General features: G+C 43.6%; 18 protein-coding genes and 2 tRNA genes. 10 read left to right on the forward strand and 10 right to left on the reverse strand.

What is annotated here, in order from left to right; all coding sequences use genetic code 11:
- Positions 1–363 precede the first annotated feature (363 nt).
- The gene (locus EWV60_RS01570) at positions 364–1,170 is read right to left on the reverse strand and encodes a TPM domain-containing protein (RefSeq protein WP_002775882.1); all 807 of its coding nucleotides are present in this window, start codon (positions 1,168–1,170) and stop codon (positions 364–366) included.
- A gap of 536 nt (positions 1,171–1,706) precedes the next feature.
- Between EWV60_RS01570 and EWV60_RS01575 the strand changes: the two genes are divergently transcribed.
- Positions 1,707–4,331, forward strand: a complete 2,625-nt coding sequence (locus EWV60_RS01575; protein WP_287230440.1) for a leucine-rich repeat protein — start codon at positions 1,707–1,709, stop codon at positions 4,329–4,331.
- A 385-nt stretch (positions 4,332–4,716) separates the two neighbouring features.
- Here the strand turns inward: EWV60_RS01575 and EWV60_RS01580 are convergent, their stop codons facing one another.
- From EWV60_RS01580 to EWV60_RS01595, 4 genes are all read right to left on the reverse strand, one after another.
- Entirely contained in the window at positions 4,717–5,082 is a 366-nt protein-coding gene (locus tag EWV60_RS01580; RefSeq protein ID WP_002735843.1) for a hypothetical protein, read from the reverse strand.
- Positions 5,083–5,442, reverse strand: a complete 360-nt coding sequence (locus EWV60_RS01585; RefSeq protein WP_287230441.1) for a YtxH domain-containing protein — start codon at positions 5,440–5,442, stop codon at positions 5,083–5,085.
- A gap of 390 nt (positions 5,443–5,832) precedes the next feature.
- Positions 5,833–6,849, reverse strand: coding sequence for a glutaminase A (glsA, locus tag EWV60_RS01590; RefSeq protein WP_002736106.1), 1,017 nt, complete (start codon positions 6,847–6,849; stop codon positions 5,833–5,835).
- 82 nt (positions 6,850–6,931) lie between these two features.
- Positions 6,932–7,780 (reverse strand): carbonic anhydrase, encoded by an 849-nt coding sequence (locus EWV60_RS01595; protein WP_287230443.1) that lies wholly within the window; start codon positions 7,778–7,780, stop codon positions 6,932–6,934.
- Positions 7,781–7,948: 168 nt separating this feature from the next.
- Here EWV60_RS01595 and psbN point away from each other — a divergent pair, with 168 nt between their 5' ends.
- Entirely contained in the window at positions 7,949–8,080 is a 132-nt protein-coding gene (psbN, locus tag EWV60_RS01600; RefSeq protein WP_002761150.1) for a photosystem II reaction center protein PsbN, read from the forward strand.
- Here psbN and EWV60_RS01605 read toward each other — a convergent pair.
- The 5 genes from EWV60_RS01605 to EWV60_RS01625 form a co-directional block, all read right to left on the reverse strand.
- Entirely contained in the window at positions 8,077–11,085 is a 3,009-nt protein-coding gene (locus tag EWV60_RS01605) for an alpha-mannosidase (RefSeq protein WP_287230445.1), read from the reverse strand. The two genes, psbN and EWV60_RS01605, sit on opposite strands and share 4 nt — an antisense overlap.
- Positions 11,086–11,229: 144 nt before the next feature.
- Positions 11,230–11,301 (reverse strand) — tRNA-Thr (locus EWV60_RS01610).
- 8 nt (positions 11,302–11,309) lie between these two features.
- Positions 11,310–11,394 (reverse strand) — tRNA-Tyr (locus EWV60_RS01615).
- A gap of 134 nt (positions 11,395–11,528) precedes the next feature.
- Positions 11,529–11,831, reverse strand: a complete 303-nt coding sequence (locus EWV60_RS01620) for a ferredoxin (RefSeq protein ID WP_193977279.1) — start codon at positions 11,829–11,831, stop codon at positions 11,529–11,531.
- 591 nt (positions 11,832–12,422) lie between these two features.
- The gene (locus tag EWV60_RS01625; protein WP_002735346.1) at positions 12,423–13,058 is read right to left on the reverse strand and encodes a peroxiredoxin; all 636 of its coding nucleotides are present in this window, start codon (positions 13,056–13,058) and stop codon (positions 12,423–12,425) included.
- A 478-nt stretch (positions 13,059–13,536) separates the two neighbouring features.
- Between EWV60_RS01625 and psbU the strand changes: the two genes are divergently transcribed.
- The 8 genes from psbU (at position 13,537) to EWV60_RS01665 (ending at position 25,571) form a co-directional block, all read left to right on the forward strand.
- Positions 13,537–13,944, forward strand: coding sequence for a photosystem II complex extrinsic protein PsbU (gene psbU / locus EWV60_RS01630; RefSeq protein ID WP_287230448.1), 408 nt, complete (start codon positions 13,537–13,539; stop codon positions 13,942–13,944).
- A 192-nt stretch (positions 13,945–14,136) separates the two neighbouring features.
- Positions 14,137–15,804, forward strand: coding sequence for an L-aspartate oxidase (gene nadB, locus EWV60_RS01635; protein WP_287230450.1), 1,668 nt, complete (start codon positions 14,137–14,139; stop codon positions 15,802–15,804).
- 206 nt (positions 15,805–16,010) lie between these two features.
- Positions 16,011–17,114 carry a HEAT repeat domain-containing protein gene (locus EWV60_RS01640; protein ID WP_002792416.1) on the forward strand — a complete coding sequence of 368 codons (1,104 nt, stop codon included), beginning with the start codon at positions 16,011–16,013 and terminating at the stop codon, positions 17,112–17,114.
- Between the two features lie 9 nt (positions 17,115–17,123).
- Positions 17,124–18,197, forward strand: a complete 1,074-nt coding sequence (locus tag EWV60_RS01645) for a glycosyltransferase (protein WP_287230452.1) — start codon at positions 17,124–17,126, stop codon at positions 18,195–18,197.
- A 155-nt stretch (positions 18,198–18,352) separates the two neighbouring features.
- Positions 18,353–19,801 (forward strand): SAM-dependent methyltransferase, encoded by a 1,449-nt coding sequence (locus EWV60_RS01650; RefSeq protein WP_287230453.1) that lies wholly within the window; start codon positions 18,353–18,355, stop codon positions 19,799–19,801.
- A gap of 137 nt (positions 19,802–19,938) precedes the next feature.
- Complete coding sequence (locus EWV60_RS01655; RefSeq protein WP_002736230.1) at positions 19,939–20,208, forward strand: YciI family protein; 270 nt, start codon at positions 19,939–19,941, stop codon at positions 20,206–20,208.
- A 173-nt stretch (positions 20,209–20,381) separates the two neighbouring features.
- Positions 20,382–23,912: a chromosome segregation protein SMC gene (gene smc / locus EWV60_RS01660; protein WP_287230455.1), complete on the forward strand. Its 3,531-nt coding sequence runs from the start codon at positions 20,382–20,384 to the stop codon at positions 23,910–23,912.
- 78 nt (positions 23,913–23,990) lie between these two features.
- Positions 23,991–25,571, forward strand: a complete 1,581-nt coding sequence (locus EWV60_RS01665; RefSeq protein WP_287230456.1) for a photosystem II high light acclimation radical SAM protein — start codon at positions 23,991–23,993, stop codon at positions 25,569–25,571.
- Positions 25,572–25,592: the final 21 nt, after the last annotated feature.

The raw sequence follows: 25,592 nt of genomic DNA on the forward strand, positions 1-25,592 counted from the left end.
GCGAGTTATGAGGAGAGGCAAAAGGCAAAAGGCAAGAGGCAAAGGGGAATAAATAATCAGTTTTTAACTAGGTAGGCGTTAAAAATTATCAGATGCCCCCCTTATCAAGGGGGGATTAAGGGGGGATCGGCACCCCCCTTATCAAGGGGGGATTAAGGGGGGATCGGCACCCCCCTTATCAAGGGGGGAAGGGGGGATCGGCACCCCCCTTATCAAGGGGGGATTAAGGGGGGATCGAACCTAAAATTCATTTTTAATTTAATTATAACCAACAACTTAATAACTGGATTTGGTATCAGTTATAGGTAAAAACTTCGCTACTTTCTGATTACTGATCACTGATCACTGAAAAGCCCCTAATTCTTAGGTTTTTGAGGCATTGAGGGAATTAAAACGAGGGGAAAGATAGGCGACTAAAACCCCGAGGGCAAAACCGATTAAATTGCGGAAAAGGGGCAGTAATTCACTGGTGCGAGTAACCACCGGTCCAATGCCAAAAGCAACAAAGAGGATAAACCAGAGGGGAGAGACAATTAAAACCCATTGCCAAGCGAAAACCTGTCCTTCTTTGCGAGGAATACCGGCAAAACCGAAGACTAAACCGCCGACAATTGAGGTAATTAAAGTTAAAATCCACTGTTCTTTCGGTAAACCGGGGACCACCGCACAACCACCTTTAACTAAACAGCCTTTTACCGTGTCTAAGGATTGTACGATCGCATTATTTTCGCCATTTTCCCGGACAAAATACATATTACCGAAACGGGCCTGTAATTCGATCCAAAAAGTGCGGGGTAAAAATTCATAGACGGCATCACCAATACTAAAAGATAGTAAATTACCGCCGCGACCATCGGCCACTAGGAGAATACTTTTATCATCCAATCCCCAGAAATTAATCACTGCCCGGCCGGGGCTGCGGTCATATTGGGTTAAAACTCGCATTTTCCAGCCGGTTTCCCCTTGAAATGTCTCGATATCTCGGATTAATGCCTCTTCCTGTTTTGCGGGTAGATAATTGGCTAAATCAACGATCGGAGTGGCTTGATTGGGCAGTAATTCGGGATTATTCACCGCTAGAGCTTGATCCGGGCAGATAATCCAACCCAGACAGCTAATGACACCAATTACAAGAGCGATCGAGATTCCTCGGCAAAAACGATTGAGCATAGCACTTCTAGACAATGAGAATTTTTTCAGCAAGGGTGTAGGCTAACTTTCAGTTTCTTTACACTTATTTACTTTATCTTAAGGGAATTCTCAACTTTAGTCACCCAGTTAGGGACTTGCGCTTTGATAATGTACCTTTTGGGCGAACGCAGTTCGCCCCTACATTAATGTACCTTTTGGGCGAACGCAGTTCGCCCCTACATTGTGGACAAAATCCGTTACTGTAGGGGCGCAAGGAACCTGCGCCCTCCGATCGCCCAGGTTTGCTGATCACCCTAAGTAGGGGGAGAGCCTTTGAGAGTCCCCGCAGCTAAGGGACTTGCGCTTTGATAATATGCCATCTGGCCGGCCTGATTCTTCTACAGAGCGATTTTCTGGCTAGGATATTATTCCCACGCAAGTCCCTTATCGGTCATCAGATGCGAGTTTTCAGTTCACTCTCCAGAAACTCAACTCAAGCTGATGAGGTCTCAACCAGTTGTATTAACTGGATCTTTTGCCAAAATGGAGTAAATATAGTAGCGGGGGGATGGTCAATGACAGCACGGGAAATATTAGAGTTAATTCAATGGGCAAAGGACGAAAGAGCGGGAAAGTTGGATCTGTCTGACAGAAACTTAACAGAAATTCCCCCCGAAATCGCTGACCTCACCTCCCTGCAACTCCTCGACCTCAGCGATAACCAAATCGGCGAGATTCCAGAAGCGCTCGTTCACCTCACCTCCCTGCAATACCTCAACCTCAGCGATAACCAAATCAGCGAGATACCAGAAGCACTCGCTCAACTCACCTCCCTGCAAGAACTCGACCTCAGCGATAACCAAATCAGCGAGATACCAAAAGCGCTCGCTCAACCCACCTCCCTGCAATACCTCCACCTCAGAAATAACCAAATCAGGGAGATTCCAGAAGCACTCGCTTACCTCACCTCCCTGCAATTCCTCGACCTCACCAATAACCAAATCAGGGAGATTCCAGAAGCGCTCGCTCACATCACCTCCCTGCAAGGCCTCGACCTCAGCGATAACCAAATCAGGGAGATTCCAGAAGCGCTCACTCACCTCACCTCCCTGCAAGGCCTAGACCTCAGCAATAACCAAATCAGGGAGATACCAGAAGCACTCGCTCAACTCACCTCCCTGCAAAACCTCCACCTCAAAAATAACCAAATCAGGGAGATACCAGAAGCACTCGCTCACCTAGTCAACCTGAAGCGATTAATCCTCGAAAATAACCCGATTACCAACGTTCCCCCGGAAATTATTCGTCAGGGATGGGGTGAAGAAATATGGGATGATGGCAACCCGCAGGCGATTTTTAGTTATCTCAAGGATAAAGCTAAACGCCCTCTTAATGAGCTTAAAGTTTTATTGGTGGGGGAGGGGGATGTGGGGAAAACTTCCCTGTTAAAGCGGTTACTGCACAATACCTTTAATTCCGGAGAACCCAAGACCCCCGGCATTAATATTGAAAAGTGGCCACTGCCCCAAAAACCCGATATTCGCCTCAATATCTGGGATTTTGGCGGTCAGAAAGTGATGCAAACCACCCATCAGTTTTTTCTGACTAAACGCAGTCTTTATCTGCTTGTCCTCGACAACCGCAAAAATGAACAGCAAAACCGTCTGGAATACTGGTTAAAACTCATTGAAACCTACGGAGGCAATTCTCCCGTGATTATCGTGGGTAATTGTGCCGATGAAAATCCCCCGCAAGTTAAGATCCGCACCCTCCAGAAAAAATATCCCCAAATCACCAAGCTAATCGCCACTTCCTGTAAAACCGGTGCGGGAATCGAGCAACTTGTGCAGGAAATCGCCTCTCAAATCGATGCTATTCCCCATATCAAAGATCCATTCCCTAATAGTTGGTTTGAGATCAAAACTCAACTAGAAGCGATGCAAAAGAGTTATGACTTTATTTCCTACGAAAAGTATCAGGAAATGTGTCAGACAGCCGAGATTAAAGAGGCCAGCGATCAAAAAAGTTTAGTGCAGTTTCTCCACGATCTCGGTATTGTCCTCAACTACCAAGATGATCCGCGACTGAATGAAACCAATGTCCTGAACCCAGAATGGGTAACTAGCGGTGTTTATGATATTCTCAATAATCACGATTTGATGGTGCAAAAAAAGGGCATTCTTTCACTGCCAGATCTGCAAGATATTCTCAAAAAAAACCAACGTTATCCCGAAAATAAACGCCGATTTTTGATGGATTTGATGGGAAAATTTGAACTCTGTTTTCCCCTTGATGGGTACAGTCCCGCTCGCTATCTAATCACCGATCTTCTACCCATCGATGAACCGGATGTGGATATCTACGAAAACGCACCTTTACACTTCCAGTACCGTTATGATATCCTGCCCGGTAGCATTATTTCCCGCTTTATCGTCCGTAATCACCAGATGATCTATAAAACCATGCGTTGGCGTAGTGGTGTGGTTCTGACAATGGATCTTAATAGAGCTTTGGTGCGTGCCGACGAGGAAGATAACTACATCAGCATAAAAGCCCAGGGTTCCCGTGCTAATGCGCTTTTAGCTATTATTAGGGCAGATTTTCAGAAAATTCACGATACTATCCCTAATTTAGCCGTACAGGAAAAGTTAGTGATTCGAGAATTGCAAGGGGAAAAACCCACCGGGGTAGAAGTTCCCGTCGATTATCTCCATCTGATAGAACTCGATCGCCAAGGCAGAGTGGAAGAACCTCTCCCCGGTTTGCGCGGCAAATATAATATCCGCGATATCTTAGAAGGGGTGGAATCTAAGACAGAAAGAGAAAGATATCTCCACGAAAGGGAGGAACGTGGCCGCAAAAGCCGAGAAAATCGCCCTATGAGTCCCAAAACGCCAGAAACTCCCAATCTCCTGAAACCTAGTCTCGCTTTGTTGCTGGTTTTAGCTGTGGTTGCTTGTATAGTTGCGGTGATTGCCCATTTTGTGCCAGATTCAAAGCATATTACCAGCGTTTTGACAATTATTGTTATCTTTGCTTTTATTGTCTTTGTGTTATTGCTCTTGACGGGTAAAATCAATCAAACGACCTTTAATCAGCTTTTTGAAGTTTTGTCGCGATTTATCCCTACTTTTAAAGGACAAGAACCAAAAACCAACAACGATGACACCCCCCAAGAAACCCCCAAATCGGAGCAGTAAAGATTTGCTTACCACAGAAAGGTAACTTAGACGAAAAAGTTTACAAATATTTAGGGTTTGCTGAATAAATGTGAAATGTAGGCAAGGTAGAGGTTTTGTGGCTTTTCTCCCGAAACAGGTGCAAGATTCTGAGAGAATCGTGCTTCAAAACCTTGCGTCTTCATGGTTCCGCGTCCTGTACGAATGCTTCGCCCCTACTTTTTCAGCAAACCCTATTTAGGGTTTGCTGAAAAAGTTTGTTGGTGGGGTTAGGAGTTGAGAGTTGGGGTTTTAGGGTTTTGGGGTATTAGTTGAAATTCCCCTATCTCCCCACTTCCCCACTTCCCCACTTCCCCACTTCCCCACACCCCACACCCCACACCCTACACCCCACTGCCCCATCTCCTTAACTGCGTTTCCAAGTATTCCAAGCGACTTTAAAACCGATCAAGAGGCGACGGCTGCCACGATCGAGCTTGCTAAGACCAGCTTTAGCACTACCGAGACTGCGATCGACTCCTTGGACAACTTGGCGGGTACTTTTAACCCCTTCATCGATATTGTCGGTTAATTCGCTGATTTCCGCCCCTGTCAGGCGAATTGCTTCTAGAGTCGGGGGGAATTCCCGATGGAGGGTATCGAATAATTTTTCGGCACTGCGGGCTGCCCGGGCTAACTCTTGCAGAGCAGGTAAAGCGGCGATGAAAACCGCCGTTAAACTAACGGCGACTAGCAGTAAAGAACATCCTAGCCAGAAAATAGGTTCGGTCATTTAATAGTGATTCGAGTGTTGATTATCGCCTTGGGGGGATTCTTGCGAGTCAGGGGAGGGATTGTCTGTGGCTAGACTTTGACTAGCTTCGATTCCGGCTGTCACCGCCTCTTTTAATCTGATTAAAGTATCATCCCAATTACGCCGGGCCGATTCCGATAGGCGATCGGCCTGCAATTGCATCGTCGTGGTCAGATCTTCGGCTAATTCAGGCAAAGCCCGGGCCGATTTTCGCAGAATTCGACGGGTTTCTTTTCCAGATCTGGGCGCTACTAATAAACCCGCCACTGCCCCGATCGCACTGCCCACTAAAACCCCGACGACGAATAAGCCGCCGTTACCGTTATTTTTATCTGCCATAGGATTGCCCTTGTACTTAATTCCCAATTTTACGAGCAATTACACTTCTCTTGTGCAGTTTCTTCGGCAAAAATTTTGACCTGTTGCTCTTGGTAAAGAAAAACAGACCTAGAAGGGATAAATTGAGAAAAAACTAGCGATCGGGAAAAACCTGATTTTATGGCTGACTTTGAGCCAATAAGGAAGTGAAAAAGAAGAACCTCTGGGAGTCTTGCCGTGTTTCGACCCCAAAGGTTCTTCTTATGCTGAACTTATACTCCTCACACAATATTTATATTACACACAACCCACTGCTTTTGTCAAGAGGTTTCTGAAATTTTTTCCACAGACCTCTGGCCAAATTAATTTCCCAGGGCCGTTAGGCGCTCTTGTCGGGGACAGCTATCAATATCAACTATTGCCTTCAAGCCATGTTTTTAAATCTCGTTCTGGTTTAGCCACATTAAATAAATGTAACCCAAAATCCTCTGAAATATCTTGACAAATTTTCACTCCTCTGATGCTGTTGCCTTTTTCATCTAAAAGGGGCGAAAAAGTCCCAATTCCCAACTGATGGGGAACTACTGCCGTAATTCCGCCACCGACACCGCTTTTTGCTGGTAATCCTACCCGATAGGCCCATTCTCCTGAAGCGTCGTACATTCCACAGGTAAGCATAACACTGATCACATCTTGAACGTAGTGTTCATCGATCGCTCGTATTCCTGTGATTGGGTTGACACCTCCATTAGCCAAGGTAGCAGCCATGAGGGCTAAATCGTGAGCATGGACGAGGATGGCGCATTGTTGACAGTAAAGATCGAGGGTTTCTTCAATTTTATCGCTGACCATGCCAAAATTTAGCATTAGATAGGCCATGGCCCGATTGCGATTGCCGGTGGATTTTTCCGAGAGAAAAACGGGGACATTAATCTCGTGATCCCTGCCAGTATAGCGTTTAAACATTTCTAAAATACGTTTTAGCCTTTCCGTGGCATTCTGTCCGGTGATTAAATCCGTGGTAGCGATCGCACCAGCATTAACCATAGGATTATAGGGACGATTGGTTTTTTCATCGAGAATAATCGAGTTAAAAGCTTCTCCGGTGGGTTCAACCCCGACTTTACTATTAACGTATTCTCTTCCGTGATCTTCTAGAGCTAATCCAAAGACAAAAGCTTTAGAAATTGATTGTACTGTAAAGGTTTGCTGACAGTCTCCCACCTCAAAAATCTGACCATCAGTGCTAATTACAGAAATACCAAACCATTCTGGAGCTGCTAGGGCTAATTCCGGAATATAATCGGCGATATGACCCGTCTGTAAATCAGAGTATTTTGCGTGCAGATAGTTAAGATAGTTCCGAAAAGGATAGACTAACTCTTGCTCGGAATTGACGGGACTAATAAAATCTTTTGGGGAAGCCATAGAGGAGTATAGCAGTTATCGTTTAATTGCCACTCTAGAGACGTTGATAGACACATCTCTAGAGAATTTCTGTAATCCCTAATTAACTTCTCGAACCGCGATAAATGCGATCAGCTTGGGAGGGTTCTAAATAATTATAGCCCGGTTTTTGGGTCGAGGAGCCATTCTTTTTGGCCACAGTATTAACCGCAGGAGTGGCTTTTTTTACCTCCGCGTGAGTCCTGATATAATCCTCAGAAATCTTGAAGGGATGACTATTGGGAAGATGACGACTAGAGGGTAAATTGTCTGCTGCTTCGGGATGGGTAATTTTACTATGGGGAGCGACAAAATCGTGTAGGATGGGATCGTAGGCTAAAATTTCGCCAGTTTCAATCCGAAAAATCCAACCGTGTAGGGATAATTTACCCTGATGTAATCGGGAACGAATAATTGGATAGCTTTGCAAATTACTTAACTGATTGAGAACATTTTCTGCTACTGTCACCTCGATCAGTTCTTCTCCTTCTAATTCTTTGTAATTATCCTTAACTAAACGTCGAGTAGCTTCTGCTTGTTTTAACCAATTGTAAACTAAAGGCATTTCCTCGGCCAGACTCTGCAATTTTAGCAAACCTTTCATCGCTCCACAATGGGAGTGACCGCAGATAATCACTTGCTCGATGCCGAGAGCGTTGATAGCATATTCTATAGATGCACCTTCACCACCATTGGTTGCTCCGTAGGGAGGAATTATATTCCCCGCATTACGAATTACGAATAATTCCCCCACCTCCGCTTGGGTAATTAGGTTAGGATCGATACGGGAATCGGAACAGGTGATAAACAGGATTCTCGGTTTTTGTCCGTGGGAGAGTTGCTCAAATAATTGCCGATGTTCATCAAAATAACCACTCTGGAACTTTTCTAGTCCCTGTAGGAGTTTCTTCATAATAATTCTTCTAGTTTGGTTCGATCGCTATTTACTCGATCCTTTCAGCATTATCGGGCATGAGATAACAGCAATGCAACCGGCCAGATTAGCGATCGTTATCGGCTGCGAGATCGGTTGTATTTTGTTAAGATAAGATACAAACTGTATCTAAGCAAATTTTATTTTATGGAAACTGCAACAATTTTGGGGATTTCGATCGCTGCCGCTTTGGTGGGGATTACCGCTTTAGCTCTTTATACCGCTTTTGGACCGCCGGCAGCAGAATTAAGCGATCCTTTTGAAGATCACGAAGATTAATTCTTTAATAACCATGTGGCTATCTGCCAAGGAGAAATTTGCTCCATAGAATCGATCGCTCTTTCTAAACCGTCGATCGATTCTTTTACCGTTAATTGTAATTGATTTTGCCAATCGATAACAGCGTTTTCTCCCTGACATTCATAGACGCGCATTACCCAACCCCCAGAGGCTGTTTCACTTTGTTTGAAACTCATTAAAATTAAGTTATCGGCCGAGAATTTTAACCATTGTGCCACGGGTGGCAACTGGGTTGATCGAGAAGAATTATTAATAAAAATAACGTTGACAGGTGAGTTTAACTGCCAAGCGTGATGGACAGTTTTCGCCGTTTTCCAGTTACCTTGATGGGGATATATTGCATAGGTAAATTCTTGGTTTCCCAGATCCGCCTCGGGATCTGGCCATCGGGGACTTCTCAACAGAGTTAATCGCAGTTGCTGGTTAGTAGCATCATAGCCATATTTATTATTATTTAAAAGACTTACCCCATAGTTTGCTTCTGTATCGGTTAAATCCGCCCATTTATGGGCGTAAACTTCCCATTTTGGCGATTCTGGTTCGTGATCACGCTCGATCGCACCACAGGCAATTTCATAGGTGGTAAAATCGCTGTTTAGGGTAAGAGGAAAAGCGGTTTTTACTAAAGTATGTTCTTGCTGCCAATTAACAATAGTTTTAATCTGGAGAATAGGAGCATCTTTTTCTAAGATATAATCTTGACAAAATTCCGAATCAGCTAAATTTCTGATCACGCGAATCTGCCAGCGCAAGGGACCACATTCTAAGCATTCGATCGATTTTAATACTGTTTTAGGTAAGGGATATTGTTGATAATTCGGATCGATATTCCAAGCGTCCCAATATTGTCCTTGATCTTTAAATGCCTGTAATTGATTACCAGCAGCTTGCAGGATTTCTTTTTGATTAATTATATCAAATATACTATCTATATCTCCCGTTTCCCAGTTAATAGTAACTTTAAGCAGTCCATTATCTAAAATAAATTGGCAGTTAGTTAAATTTTGCTCGGCTGCTGGCTGATTGGGAACTAACCAAAATAACTTATAACCCACAGAAGGAATATTTTCAGCGAGAAATAATAGCTGATTGTCGTGGGATAATTGCGAAGGACAGAGACAATTATCCAAGTCATAAACTGAACAATTTACAGATTCTATAGCTAAAGAGATAACCTGGGTTCTTTCCCAGTTAAGAGAATTAAAAACTAGAAAAGGTTTTGCTTGGGGATGGGGGGGATTAGGTAAATTAATTTGATTGGCAATTACCTGTAAAGCTTGATCTAAAATTGCTTCACCTGTGCTGATAACTTGCCGCCATAACTGATTTGCATCCCTAAATACTTCGGGAATCGAAGTACCCGGCAGCATATCATGAAACTGATTTAATAAAACCTTTTTCCATGCCGATTCTATCTCGACTTTCGGATAGTGAATATCTAGTAAGATATTAGCCAGAGAAGACCATAATTCTCCTTGATACAAGAGGATTTCACAGTAACGATTATAGGCTTTTTGATCAGAGTGAGTGGTATAACAACCGCGATGGAATTCTAGATATAATTCATCATCCCAGATAGGGAGATTACTTGTCTCGAGACTGTCCAGATAAGTTGTTGCTTGGCTAAATTTTAACTGGGGGAAAAAAGGAGATTTTTGCCAACGTTGGGCCACCTCTAACATATCACGAGTCGGACCGCCGCCATGGTCGCCAACACCGGGCAGCCAAAAAATATCTTTTAAGCCGGTTTGCCGTTCCCAATTGAGAGCATGATCGGTCATAATAATTGGATTAGTATCCATAACTCCGGCAACATTAGGAGGAGACATTAGGGAAAGAATTTTACTGCCATCGGGAGATTGCCACCAGAAAAAACCGTGGGGAAATTTAGTCGTATCATTCCAATGTAGTTTCCCAGTTACAAAATATTTGATGCCAAAAGATTTAAGAATTTGTGGCAATTGGTAGGGAAACCCAAAGGTATCTGGCAGCCAAGCAGTTTTAGTGATTTGTCCAAATTTTTCTTGAAAATATTTTTGTCCATAAAGTAGTTGTCGAAATAGGGATTCCCCAGAGATTAAATTGACTTCTGGTTCTACCCACATCCCGCCCAAAAGTTCCCAAGATTGCCCTTTATATGCCTCTAGCATTGCTTGAAATAGGTCAGGATGATGTTTTTCTATCCATTCGTAAATTAGGGGACTAGAATGACCAAATATGAGGACAGGAAAATCTTTTTGCAGGTTTAAAACCGAGATAAAAGTGTTTTTTGCCACTTGCCAAGTTTCTGCCAACGGCCACAACCAAGCCATATCTAAATGTGCGTGGCCGAGAAGATGAAAACTGCGTTCTTTGAGAGGTTGAGCGAGGGGTTGTAGGGATTGACGAATTGATTCTAGGGATTGATTAAATCTATCTTTGTTGGTGACATTATCCCAGTCAATATTATCGAGAGTAGCGGTAAAAATTGCTAAGTTTTCAGGATAAAAAGTTTGTAGATAATTATGGAGAATGGTCAATTCATCAGCAACAAAACTAGGATCGATCGCTTGGCTATATTCATAGATTAACTGCGATTTCATCAAACCACCAATATCATGATTGGGACTGACTAAACGCAGAGTAACAAGAATTTCTTGACCAGTAGAGACCGAGTTAGAAAGTAAAATGCGCGTGGAAGAATCAAAGAGATCTCCTGCTTGGATAAATTGATTATTAACATAAATTTTGACATCTTCCGCCCACCAAGTTAGGATTAATCTCAGTTCCATTCCCGCTAAAGGATAACCGGCTAAATGTTCGGGGACAATAATTTTTTGAGTTAGATATTGAATTTGTCTGCCGGCTGGCCAAATAATGTATTGTTTTTCATTGAGGGTGACGGGTTGAATTGGGTTTCCCGCTGCTGTAGCGATAAACCAATTTTTCTGAACATCTCTGCGGGTGAGGTGAGACAGTTTAGCGATGTTGTCGAGGGGAGACATGAGCCAACAAATAAGTTAATTTTGACCATTTTAAGCGATCGATGCCTAATTGGGCTAGGGGATAACTTCTGTTAACGCCATAGTGCTGAAGACTTACTTAATCTCATCCTTCAATTGTTGATTGAGAATGAGCAGGAAAGAGAAAGCCCGTGATGAGGATTGAACTCATGACCTCACCCTTACCAAGGGTGTGCTCTACCACTGAGCTACACGGGCATTGATCGTGGTGGGCCGGGCCGGATTCGAACCAGCGTAGGCGTAGCCAACGGATTTACAGTCCGCCCCCATTAACCACTCGGGCACCGACCCATTAATTCCACGATTAACAATCATAGCACCCTTAGCTAAAACCCACAAGTGTTTAGGGAAAAAAATTTTTGAGCCATAAAATAACTCCCATTAAAGCCATGGCTTTAACGGGAATTTTCTGATAATCTTGAAGATTACTTCAAAGCGTCTTCTTCCTTGTGGGTGAGGATCACACAGTCAGAGGTGGGATAGGCGACGCAGGTGAGGACATAACCCGCTTCAATTTGATCGTCATCTAAGAAGGATTGATCGGATTGATCGACAGTACCAGATTCAATTTTACCTGCACAGGTGGAGCAAGCTCCCGCACGGCAGGAATAGGGTAAGTCCAGTCCTGCTTCTTCAGCTATATCGAGAATGTACTCATCATCGGGAACCTCAATTGTAGCATTAAGTCCTTCAGATTCATTTTTCAGGGTGACTTTATAAGTTGGCATCGGTTGTTCCTCTTAATTAAATGCTAGTGAAAGCGACAGTCTCTACAATTGCCTCTCGCTCGTCGTCAAAGTAAACGATACGAGCGAGTTTCATTTTTGATACTACGGGAAAATCTGCCTGACTCAGCCTTGCATTAGTAATGACAGTCTTAAATAAACTTAAAATAAAATTTACTTATAGATCTAACCCGGAATTCTTGAGGATACTTGCTCGATCTCTAGATAATTTCATCCCTCTACAATCTAGTCAAACTAGCCACTACTAAGCATTTGGAGCTATAATGCTAATCGTTTTTTTCGTCTTAAGCCGATTTTTGTTAAATATTAGTTTAACTTATAGTTAAGATATATGTCGATGAATTGTCTTTAACCCAGCCAAGAAATTGCTTTTCGGCACTACTGCCGGTAACACATCTAGGGAAACTATGAAAAAATATATTGACAATCAAACCAATAAATGATATAGGGAGATAAATCCCCTGTTGCCAGGGGTAGCATCCGTTAAAACGGATGGCTAACCCTCCCTGACGATTTCTTGGTTTTCGGATTGTCAGTTTTCCAGGATCTGGTTCACCGATTACCGGTCACTAATTACTTATTAGGTTGGGGAGTCATGCGTAGATAGGGTTTGATTTCTTCAACCCCTTTGGGGAATTTGCTGCGAGCTTCTTCAGTGGGAATAGAGGGAACCACCACACAATCGCCACCGTCGGTCCAGTTAGCCGGGGTAGCCACTTGATAGTTATCCGTGAGCTGCAGGGAGTCAATTACCCGCAGGATCTCGTTAAAATTGCGTCCCGTGCTGGCAGGATAGGTAATGGTTAAACGTAATTTTTTGTTGGGATCGATGATAAACACCGAACGTACCGTGAGATTATTGAGGGAATTAGGGTGAATCATGCCGTAGAGATCCGACACTTTGCGATCGCCATCGGCGATAATCGGATAGTTAACGGTAGTGTTTTGAGTTTCGTTGATGTCATTAATCCAACCCCGATGGGATTCGGCACTATCCACACTCAAAGCGATCACTTTCACATTACGTCGCTCAAATTCTGACTTAAGACTAGCCACCGTACCTAATTCCGTGGTACAAACGGGGGTATAATCAGCCGGGTGGGAGAACAGCACCACCCAGCTATCTCCTACCCACTGGTGAAAAGAAATCGGACCTGCACTAGAATCTTGTGTAAAATCTGGAACGATATCACCCAATTGGAGAGCCATGATTGTGTCTTCCTTATTATGTATTTCAAGACAAGCAACAGTCTATGATGCCATAGGAGTGCTGTTCGTCAGCGATAATTTTAGGGATTTATAATAATTGGGTTAGGGGATAGGGGAATGAGGAAATGGGGGGAGTGGGGAGATAGGGAGATAGGGAAATTCAACTGTAGCAGCAGCCAGATGGCAGCAGGAAAATCCTTGCCAGAAAAGGGTTTTAGCGATTTAGATTGTCCTAACCAACTTGTTCTTTGTCATCAAACCCCAAAACCGCAAAACCCTTCCCCTAGGGGGGCAAACTAGGTTATGATCTGGTCTAATGGCATGATATAACTTTTTTAACTAGCTATCAGCGTTCAGCTAATAGCTAGGCTGCGGTGGCAAATCCCAATTCCCCACCCTATGCCTAGTCGGAAAGCTGACGGCTTCATTTCTTGTCCTGATCGTTAATTTGCCTTGGTTTTAGGAGACCACAACTGCAATGAAGAATCTTTTTCGTCTGCTGGCGGTAATTGCCTTGATTATCGGGAGTTTTTGGGGCAAAGTTCCCGCTCAAGCTCTCAATCTCACCTCGATCGCCCTTCCTTCTCATCCTGTGGCGGTCTTAAATGCGGCTGATGCCAAACTAACCACAGAATTTGGGGCGAAAATCGACCTCAATAACAGTGATATTCGCGATTTCCGGGACTTGAGAGGGTTCTATCCCAATTTAGCCGGTAAAATCATCAAAAACGCCCCCTACGAAGAAGTGGAAGATGTCCTCAATATCCCCGGACTCTCGGACACTCAAAAAGAGCGTTTACAGGCTAATCTGGAGAAATTTACCGTTACTGAGCCTTCTAAAGAATTTATCGAGGGTGATGACCGTTTTAACCCCGGAGTTTACTAAATCCAGTTAATTACGGTTTTAAAAAAATTTCTAGGTGGGCGATCGCTCACCTTTTTCAGTGATCAGCTTCTGAAGGCAAGAGGCAAAAGAAAGAATCTGGCATACTGCCCCAAGGGAAAGACTGGCGATTTTTGCCAGAACTATAGAGAAATGAAATGCTAGAATAAATAGAATTTATCAATTAACTCCTACATGGTCGTTTCCTCGCAACTGCCGAGTTATCAAGATGTGTTAGTGGTGGGATCGGGAGCGGCGGGATTGTATGCCGCACTGTGTTTACCCCCTAACTTAAAGGTGGGTTTAATTACCAAAGAAGATTTAAAAACTGGGGCTAGTGATTGGGCGCAGGGAGGAATTGCGGCAGCCACGTCCCCGGCAGATTCCCCCGTTTTCCATTTAGAAGATACCCTGAAAGCTGGAGCGGGCTTATGCGATCGCTATGCTGTGCAGTTTTTAGTCGAGAAGGCCCCCCAAGCGATCGCTGATTTGCTGCGGTTAGGGGTTAGTTTTGATCGCGCTGGAGACGACTTAGCCCGCACTCTTGAGGCTGCCCATTCCCAGGCCAGGGTGCTGCACGCAGCCGATCGCACGGGGAGAGCGATCGTCAGTACCCTGATGGAAAAAGTGACCGAGCGGCCCAATATTACCATTATTCCCCAAGCGATCGCCCTGAAACTCTGGCTTGACCCGGAAGGGCAACGCTGTCAAGGTATTTGTTTACTCCATCAAGATCATCTCTGTTGGCTGCGAGCGCAAGCAGTCATTCTGGCTACGGGAGGCGGCGGTCAAGTCTATGCCCAAACCACTAATCCCGCCGTTAGCACGGGGGATGGAGTCGCCCTCGCTTGGCGTGCTGGGGCAGTGATTCGCGACCCGGAATTTTTTCAGTTTCACCCCACCGCTTTGACTGTGCCGGGGGCACCGCGGTTTTTAATTAGTGAAGCGGTGCGCGGCGAAGGAGCGCATTTAATTGATGCCCAGGGGCGGCGTTTTGTCTTCGATTATCATCGGGCCGGAGAATTGGCCCCCCGGGATGTGGTGAGTCGGGCGATTTTTAGCCATTTGCAGAAAACCTCCGACGATCCCGCCCATGCCAAAGTATATCTAGATTTAAGACCAATCGAACCGGAGCGTCTGCGTTATCGTTTCCCCAATATTATCCGCATCTGTCAAAAATGGGGCATTAATGTGCTTGAGGATGTGATTCCGGTCGCCCCCGCCGCTCACTATTGGATGGGAGGAGTGGCCACAGATTTAAACGCCCGCACTTCTCTATCTGGTTTGTATGCGATCGGCGAAGCCGCTAGTACAGGTGTTCACGGGGCTAATCGTTTAGCTAGTAATTCTCTCTTGGAATGTATTGTCTTTGCGGCAAGTTTAGCTGCAATAGGTCTGGAGCCAGAAAACTTTCTGGGGGAAAGACCCGAAAAACCCTTAGAAATTGCGGAAAACTGGCAGGAAGAACAGGAAGACTGGCAAAAAGTACGGAGAGAATTACCGATTTTAATGTGGGAAAATGCGGGAATTTGCCGATTTCAAAATGAGTTAGAAATTGCTATCCTACGGGTGCAACAGTGGAAACAACAGTTACATTCCTTAAAGATAGGCCAATTTCTCCAGAATCTTCTCCCCGACAAAGGACAATTATTTTTGTGTCCCTCGGTGCAGTTAGAAATAAGAATAGCGATCGAGACATTAAATCTTCTAGATATCGCCGACTTAATTCTGGAAAGTGCCTTATTACGGGCAGAAAGCCGAGGTGGTCACTATCGGGGCGATTATCCAGAAATCGTAGCTAATTGGCAATTACACACGACTATTCAAGGCCGAACCTGGCACAAAACTCCGGTACAAGCTTAATTGAGCCAGTTTTTCACAGATAATCCCTCAGCGTTAAACAGTGGACTCTATCTCCGATCCCAGCAGCGGCACTATTGGCCTGACGCTGACCGGGGGCTTTTCCCAATCATCCTAGTCTATGACCCATCTCTGGAGTTGAGTGCCTCTCATCTATAGCTTTTAGGCTATCATACTTTTACCAACCCCCAAGCAGTTACATAAATTCTATGATCAAACCTAATTTTTTATTGTTGTTAGCTATCGGTGTGAGCAGTTGGGGTCATGATTTTCAGGTTTTATCCAAGGTTAACGCTCAAACTTCACCTGGGTTAGAGCAAACCCAGACTTTCGCCACTTACGAGCAGTTGATGAAAGCTGGTTACGAGGCCAAAAGCCAAAAGAATTATCAACTCGCCGTGGAAAAATTTCAACAAGCTCTGGCACAACTTCCGAACGACCCCTCTGCTCAAAATGCGATCGCTAATACGAAGAAGTATCTAGGTCAAACCACCAGGGCTGCCAACGCTGGCGCCGAAAATGCGGCTTCACCAATACCATTAATTGCTGGCTCGGCCCTGTTATCCATCGCTTTATTGGCAGCTTTACTATCGCTTTTCTTCCAATATCGTCCCAAGGGCAAAGCCTCAAAACGGCGCGAAAAGACAACTTACGCCAATCCTAAAAACCCACTCGACAACTTTTCCAGGGGCAATGGCAATCCCTTCGGCGCAGACACCAAAACTGACAGTGACATTAATGGCAGTGGTGACGAGGATTTCGACCCTTCTTTGCTCGTACAAGCTACCTCCCGCATCCCGAACGTAGATTTAATCTTGCGTTTAATTGAAAGTCTTCGCGATAACGATCCCCGTACCCGTAGAAGGGCGGTTTGGAAGCTGGCACAGGTGTCCGATTCTAGGGCAATGCAGCCTTTAGTCGATAGCATGGTGGATGGAGATTCCTACGAACGCAGTTTAACCCTAGAAGCTCTCGCTCAAATCTGCACCCGCTCCCTGCGACCGATGAACCAAGCTTTGGCTATCTCTCTCCAGGATAAAAATCCCCAGGTGCGGAAAAATGCCATTCGGGATTTAACCAGACTCTACGATATCATGTCTCAGATCAGTCAATTAATTTGTCATGCCCTCGATGATCCCGATGAGGAAGTGCAAGAAACAGCACGCTGGGCAGTTAGACAGTTAAATCTGCAATTAGCTCCCCGTTTAGATATTGCTCCCCTAGAAACTACTGGTGAACCAGAAGATGACGATGTACAGGATACTTCCTTCACCGACACCACACCGACCTTCACCGAAACTACACCCAACTGAGGTGCAAAATTGAGTCGAAAACTGTTATTTATCTCCACCCCCGTGGGATTTTTGGGATCGGGGGACGGCGGTGGCGTAGAACTAACTATTTATAATCTCGCTCGCACTCTGAATAAGCAAGGGTACGCGGTGCGGGTAGTGGCTCCAGAAGCCTCGCAATTGCATGATATCCCCTTGATTACTATAGCAGGAAATGCCCAGATTTCCGCCCAAAGTCAAGGCAGGGAAGCCCCGATTTTAATGCCCGAAAATGTCGTTTTGGCCAATATGTGGCACTACGCCCAACAAGTACAAAATGAGTACGATTTAATTGTTAATTTTGCCTACGATTGGCTCCCTTTTTATCTCACTCCTTTTTTTGCTACTCCCGTCGCCCATTTAGTCAGCATGGCTTCCGTTTCTTTGGCGATGGATCATATTATTCAAAAAACCTACCGCAGTTTTCCCCATTTACTCGCTTTTCACACCGTCGTCCAAGCAGAAACTTTCTCAATATCTCCCCCCTATCGCTGTTTGGCTAATGGTTTAGACGTATCTTTGTATCAGTTTCGGGCCGATCCTTCCCCCTCTCTGGCCTGGGTGGGACGGATTGCCCCGGAAAAAGCTCTAGAAGATGCGATCGCCGCTTGTCAACAGTTGGGCGTACCTTTACGCGTTTTCGGTCATATTTCCGATCCTCTCTACTGGCAAAATTTACAGGATAACTATAGTTTCGATTTAGTCGATTATCGTGGGTTTTTGCCCACCAGGAGCCTACAAAAAGAGCTAGGGGACTGTTTTGGCCTGTTGATGACCCCGCGCTGGGTTGAGGCTTTTGGTAACGGAGCTATTGAAGCTTTGGCCTGTGGTGTTCCCGTAGTTGCCTATGGTCGTGGTGGTCCGGTAGAAATTATTGAAGATGGAAAAACTGGTTTTTTAGTTGAACCCGATAGTATCGAGGGATTAGTTACGGGAATTAAAAATTTAGACCGGATCGATCGATATTCTTGTCGTGCAGTAGTGGAGCAAAAATATTCCCTAGAAGCTTTAGGAAATCGAGCTATTAATTGGTTTGAAGAAATTTTTGCTCGCAGTCAAAAATAAATAGGCTCTCTTGGTTTAGTCTGGTTAAATCTTTATCCCAGAAGGGTTTGGGAGCAACCACGGAGGCACAAAGAACACAAAGTGAAAAAAGCTAGGGTAATCGATCTTGCCGGTCAAGAAGAAGGATTAATAGCCATTTATAGAGAGAATTAGTCATGCAAGCTTCTCAGGTTAAAATTGAATATGGAGACTTTCAAACTCCCCCGGAGTTAACCGAAAAGATTTGTCAAAAATTATGGCAAATTCATGTTAACCCCGATGTCATTATTGAGCCAACTTGTGGTATAGGCAACTTTTTAAAAGCGGCAGCACTTACCTTTAAACAAACTGAAAAAATCCTCGGCTTTGAAATTAATCCTAATTATATCACTCAGATTAATCAAGATCCGCAAATATCCCAAGATCAAAGAATACAAGTTGAACAGAAGAATTTTTTTGATTGTGACTGGTATTCCCTGACTCAATTATGGTCAGAAAATATTTTATTCTTGGGGAATCTGCCTTGGATAACCAACTCAAAACAAGGACTTATTAACGGGAAAAATTTACCTCAAAAAAGCAACTTTCAAGGCTATCAGGGTTTAGATGCTATGACGGGAAAAAGTAATTTTGATATTTCAGAGTGGATGTTAATTAAGCTGATCGAATGTCTTGATCGACGTTCAGCTTATCTGGCAATTATCTGTAAAACAACTGTATCTAGAAAAATTTTAAACTATATCTATACTCACAAAATTCATCTCGTTTACTCGGCAATTTATCCGATCAACACTCAAAAATATTTTCAAGCTAATGTAGATGCTTGTCTCCTGTTTTGTCAATTTGATTCTCATTCAGAAAATTATTTTTGTGATGTTTTCAATAGTTTTGAAGAAGGGGAATTTCAGCGCATTGGTTATCAAAATAATATCCTAGTCAGAGATTTAAATGCTTTTACTAGATTAAAATATTTATATGATCGGCATCCTCAGGAAAAATGGCGTTCAGGAATTAAACATGATTGCTCAAAAGTCATGGAATTGCAGTTAGTTAATGGAATTTTTCTCAATGGTTTAAAGGAAGTCGTTGATCTTGAACCTACCTATCTTTATCCTCTCCTGAAAGGTTCAGATGTGGCACAAAATCGCCTAAAGGTTATCAATAAATACATTTTAGTAACTCAGAAGTTTATCGGTGAATCTACAGAAAATATACGCGATATAGCACCAAAAACTTGGCAATATTTAGTTGATCATAAAAATTATTTTCTAGACAGAAAGAGCAAAATTTATCAAAATCAGCCAGACTTTTGCATATTTGGCGTGGGTTCTTACAGCTTCTCACCTTTTAAAATTGCCATTTCTGGACTTTATAAAAAACTGAATTTTAACCTTATATTACCATATCAAAATCAACCCGTTATTTTCGATGATACCGTTTACTTCCTAAGCTTCGATGATTTAGATACCGCTCAAAAAACCTTACAGCTTCTCAATTCTTCCCTAGGCAGAGAATTTTATTCATCCTTAATATTTTGGGATGAAAAACGACCGATAAAAACCCGTATTTTAAATAGTTTAAATTTATCAGTTTTAGCCGAGAAGTTGTTATCCTATAAGCTTTAATTTTAGCTGCGTTAATAACCCACCCGACAAGATCGGTGATCTGCTATGCAGTGCCTTCGGTATCGCACTATATCGATTGAGTCTGATTGACGATTCGATCGTAAAATAGCAACAGATCAAGAGAGTACAGGTCAAATATGCCGAAATTTGTTGTCTGGGGTAGTTATTGTGAAAACGTGCTGGAAAAACGCGCACCCTATCGTCAAGCGCATCTAGAGGGATTAAATCAACAGAAAGAACGGGGAATTCTCGTTACTATCGGACCAACGGCAGATTTAAGCCAAGTTTTCGCAATTTATCAGGCAGCCAGTGAGTCAGAAGTGCGAGAATTAATCGAAGCGGATCCCTACTGGCAAAATGGCATCTGGACAGAGTACCAAGTCAAGGAATGGATTCAAGCCATCTAAGGGGGCTATCAGCTATATTTTTCTATAAGGGTATCTTGATAAAATTTTCCAACTACGCAACTAATCAAACTCATCTCCGGTCAAGTCTGAGGATATTGTCAAGGATAAACCGGATTTATCCCTTATCGATTCCAGCTGACAGCTGATAGCTTGCCTACTTTTTGCTTATTGCCATGGTTTACATCAAAAAGGTCGAACTCTCACACTTCAAATCCTTCGGGGGAACGACTCCTATACCCTTTTTACCGGGGTTTACGGTGGTTTCTGGTCCAAATGGTTCGGGAAAGTCGAATATCCTTGACGCATTGCTATTTTGCTTGGGATTAGCTACTTCCAAGGGAATGCGGGCCGAAAGATTACCGGATTTAGTCAATCATAGCTATAACAGTCAACGTCATAGCTCAGAAGCGAGTGTTTCGGTGACTTTTGATATTGCCGATATTCCCGACGCAACCGATAGGGATTGGACGGTTTCCCGGCGCTTAAAAGTGGCTAAGGGGGGCAGCTATACTTCTACCTACTATATCAATGGGGAAACCTGTACGGTTAGCGAACTTCACGACCAATTAAACCGTTTACGCATCTATCCCGAAGGGTACAACGTGGTGTTACAGGGAGACGTAACCCGAATTATCAGCATGAATGCCAAGGAAAGACGGGAAATTATCGACGAATTGGCAGGAGTAGCCGAATTTGACCGCAAAATTGAGAAAACTAAGGAGAATATCGATTCGGTTAAAGAAAGGGAAGAACGCTGCCAAATTATTGCCACAGAATTGCAAAAATCTCTGGAGAAATTAGCACTCGATCGCATTAAAGCCGAAAAATACCAAAAACTCAAGGCCCAAGTCCAAGAAAAGCAACAATGGGAAATTGTCCTCCATTGGCAAAATCTCCAGCAGCGCTGCCAGCAAGTACAAGGACAAATTCAAGCTGGGGAAAGGGAAAAACAGGTTTTAACGGAGACTATCGCCAATTTATCCGAACAAATCGCCCAAAATAGTCAAGAATTAGAGAAACTCAATCAACAGGTTAAAGCTTTTGGGGAAGATGAACACCTGTCCCTGACTTCCCGATTAGCGAGTCAACAGGCCAAACGACAACAACAGCAACAACGACAAAAAGAGTTAGAAAACCTCGAAAAAGAATCTCATGCACAGAAAACCAGACTTTTAGAGGAAATTAATCGCTATAATCGCGAATTAAACCAGATTACTGCTGAAAAAAGCCGTTTAGAAACTGCAATTTTACCCAATCTCCTACGGACAACTCAAACCGCAAGGGAAACCCTAGAAAACCATCGTCTGCAAGCAAGTAGTCTCGCGGAAGCGTCAGAAGCTTGGGTAAAAGAACAAAGTGACCTTTCCCGCAATATTACCCGTCTTCAGGAACAATTAAACCCCTACCGTAGCCAACGAGCCCAATTGACCGAAAGATGCGATCGATTGCAAACTAATATAGTAGAAGCTGGTCAACGTCTGCAAGAATTAGAGCAAGTTATTAGCACAAAAACAGAAGAAAGTCAAGAAATATTACAAAAAATTAATCAAGCGGAACCCTATATCCAAAATTTAGCCCAAAAACTCACCATTGCCGAACAAAATCGCGTTATCAGTCAGGACACCCAAAAACGTCTGCTAAAAGAACAACGGGACAAACAGAGGGAATTAGATAAACTGGAAGCGACCAAGCAAGCGCAACAGGAGGCCCAGGGAACCTATGCCACTCAAATATTATTACAGTCAGATTTGCCCGGAATCTGCGGATTAGTGGCACAATTGGGCGAAGTAGAAGAACGTTATCAAATTGCTCTGGAAATCGCCGCCGGAGGTCGTTTAGGTCATGTAGTCGTCCAAGATGATAGCGTTGCGGCTGCCGGAATTGCCTTACTAAAACAGCGTCGCATCGGTAGGGCCACTTTTTTACCCCTGAATAAAATTCGTCCTCCCCGTCCCCAGGATATTTCCTCTCTGCGTCATGCGCGGGGTTATCTGGATTTAGCGGTGAATTTGGTTAAGTTTCAACCCCAGTATCGGGAGGTTTTTAACTATATTTTTGGCAGTACCGTGGTTTTCGAGGATATAGATTCTGCCCGTTATTATATCAATCAATATCGCATCGTTACTTTGGATGGCGAGTTATTAGAGATGACTGGCGCTATGACTGGAGGCAGCCAACCGACGCGATCAGGGCTGCGTTTTGGTAAAATTTCTCCGAAGGAGTCTAGTGAAGCGGAATCTCTACGGGAAAGATTAGCAGAAATCGATCGCATTCTTACCCGCAACGAAGAAAAAATTACTCAAGTTAATAATCTTATCAGTCAGTTAACCCAACAGTTAACCGAAACCCGTCAAAGTCATCGGGAAAATCAATTATCTCTACAACAATTAAGCAAGGATTTACAACGTTTAACCACAGAAAAAGAGGATTTAGCCCGTCAATTATCGGGACAGCAAGAGGAAATTACTATTTCTCGTCAACGGTTAGAGGTATTAACCAGAGAAATTCCTGAGTTAGAGTTATCTTTACAGCAAGAACAGGAGAAATTAACTGCTTTAGAGGCCAATCATACCCATAGCGAATGGCAACAGGTACAGGGAATAATTCGCGCTCAAGAATTAGAGTTACAAACCCAAGAAAATCACCTCGCTACAGTCCGCGAACAGTTAAAAGATTTACAAAGTCAACAAATCAGACTAGAGGAAAAAAGTCAAGAGTCTGCGGATAGAATTATTGAGATTGAGAAAATAATTACCGATGCAGTTAATCAGAGAAATATCGGTAATCTGGAGATAGAAAAACTTGATCACCATATTTTAGAAATCAATCAAGCTTTACAGCAATTATCGCAACAACTAGGGGAAACCAAGCAAAAAAGAGACCAATTAGAGACAGTTTTGCGACAACAACAAAACCAACAACAACAGACTATCTGGCAATCGGAGAAGTTAGTGAACAATCAAGAGGAAAGACGAGCATTACTAACCACTTTACAGACAGAAATTAGTCAACTAGAAAGCGACTTACCCAATCCCTTGCCCGAAATTCCCGAAAGTGAGCGAGATTTCGAGAAAATTCAAAGCGATATTCGGCAGTTACAAAAGAAATTAGCAGCTTTAGAACCTGTGAATATGTTAGCTTTAGAAGAACACCAAAAAACTAAAGAGAGATTAGATGAACTATCAGAAAAACTGCAAACTCTAGAGGGAGAAAGAACCGAACTACTTTTACGCATAGAAAACTTTACCACCCTCAGATTTAATGCTTTTCAGGAAGCATTTACTGCCGTTAACGAAAACTTTAAGAGTATATTTGCTACCCTGTCCGATGGCGACGGTTACTTACAACTAGAAGACGAAAATGATCCCTTTAATGGTGGCTTAAATCTGGTGGCACATCCGAAAGGAAAACCCGTACAGCGATTAAGTTCCATGTCTGGAGGTGAAAAATCTTTAACCGCTTTAAGCTTTATTTTTTCCCTACAAAGATATCGTCCTTCTCCCTTTTATGCCTTTGATGAAGTGGATATGTTTTTAGATGGGGCAAATGTGGAGAAATTGGCCAAAATGATTCAAAAACAAGCACAACAAGCGCAATTTATTGTTGTTAGTTTGCGTCGGCCGATGATTGAAGCTTCCGAAAGAACCATCGGTGTCACCCAAGCACGGGGAACCCATACACAGGTACTAGGAATTAAAGTTTAACCTCTCCCAGACAAGCCCAGCAAAGTTAAGTTATATTAAGATTACTCAGAATGCGTCCCCGTCCCATTCAGAAATCTCATGACTCAACCGCAAGCACAACGCATCCTCTACGTTAGACTCCCCTGTAACCCCATTTTCCCCATCGGTGTCGTTTACCTTTCCGACCACGTTCATAAACTCTTCCCCGACATCGAACAAAGGATTTTTGACCTTGGCACCGTCCCCCCCTTAGACTTTAACCAGGCACTCGATCGCTGTGTTGACGAATTTCAGCCCACCCTGCTAGTATTCTCCTGGCGGGATATTCAAATATATGCCCCCGTCGGTGGTCGCGGTGGTAATCCCCTACAAAACGCCTTTGAATTTTACTACGCTAAAAACCCCCTAATCAAGCTGCGAGGTGCTTTAGGGGGTTTAAAGGTGACAACAGCCTACTACGGGGAATTATGGCGGAATCAGGGACTAATTCGCCGAGGGTTGCAGCGGGCCAGAAAATACCATCCCGAAGCGCGAGTTATCGTCGGGGGTGGTGCCGTCAGTGTTTTCTACGAACAACTAAAAACCAAACTGCCCACAGGAACAATTGTATCAGTGGGAGAAGGGGAAACCCTGCTAGAAAAATTCCTCTCCGGCCGGGACTTTAGCGATGAACGTTGTTATGTCGTCGGAGAAACCACACCCCGGCCGCGTTTAATCCACGAATCCCCCACCCCCTTAGAAAAATCCGCTTGTAACTACGACTACATCGCCGGTATTTGGCCGGAATTTTCCTACTATTTCCAAGAAAACGACTTTTATATCGGGGTACAAACCAAGCGCGGCTGTCCCCATAACTGCTGCTACTGCATCTATACCGTCGTCGAAGGGAAACAAGTACGCATTAATCCCGCCGATGAAGTAGTCAAGGAAATGCGCCAATTATACGACCGCGGCATTCGCAATTTCTGGTTTACCGATGCCCAATTTATCCCCACCAGAAAATTTATCAACGATGTAGAAGAACTATTAGAAAAAATCCTCGCCGATGGGATGAAAGATATCCATTGGGCTGCCTATATTCGCGCCGATAATCTTACCCCAAAACTGTGCGATTTAATGGTAAAAACAGGCATGAACTACTTTGAAATCGGCATCACCAGTGGTTCTCAGGAATTAGTCCGAAAAATGCGTATGGGCTATAATTTACGGACAGTTCTGCAAAATTGTCGAGACTTAAAAGCGGCGGGTTTTAATGATCTGGTTTCGGTAAATTATTCTTTTAATGTTATTGATGAAACCCTAGAAACTATTCGTCAAACTATCACCTATCATCGGGAATTAGAAAATATTTTTGGAGTCGATAAAGTGGAACCAGCCATCTTTTTTATCGGACTACAACCCCACACCCATCTAGAAGAATACGCCTTCAAAAAAGAAATTATTAAACCCGACTATGATCCCATGAGTTTAATGCCCTGGACAGCCAAAAAACTGCTCTGGAATCCCGAACCTTTGGGGTCATTCTTTGGCGAAGTTTGTCTGCAAGCATGGCGACAAAATCCCGATGATTTTGGACGGGAAGTGCTGAAAATTTTGGAAGCAAGACTAGGGAAGGCCGATTTAGAATCCGCTTTAACCGCACCGATAGAAACTAAGAAAAAAGTCTTAACTCCTGCTTAAAAATTAATTTTAGTCAATCCC

The organism is Microcystis sp. Msp_OC_L_20101000_S702 (assembly GCF_007095705.1).
Classification (GTDB): Bacteria; Cyanobacteriota; Cyanobacteriia; order Cyanobacteriales; family Microcystaceae; genus Microcystis; species Microcystis ichthyoblabe_A.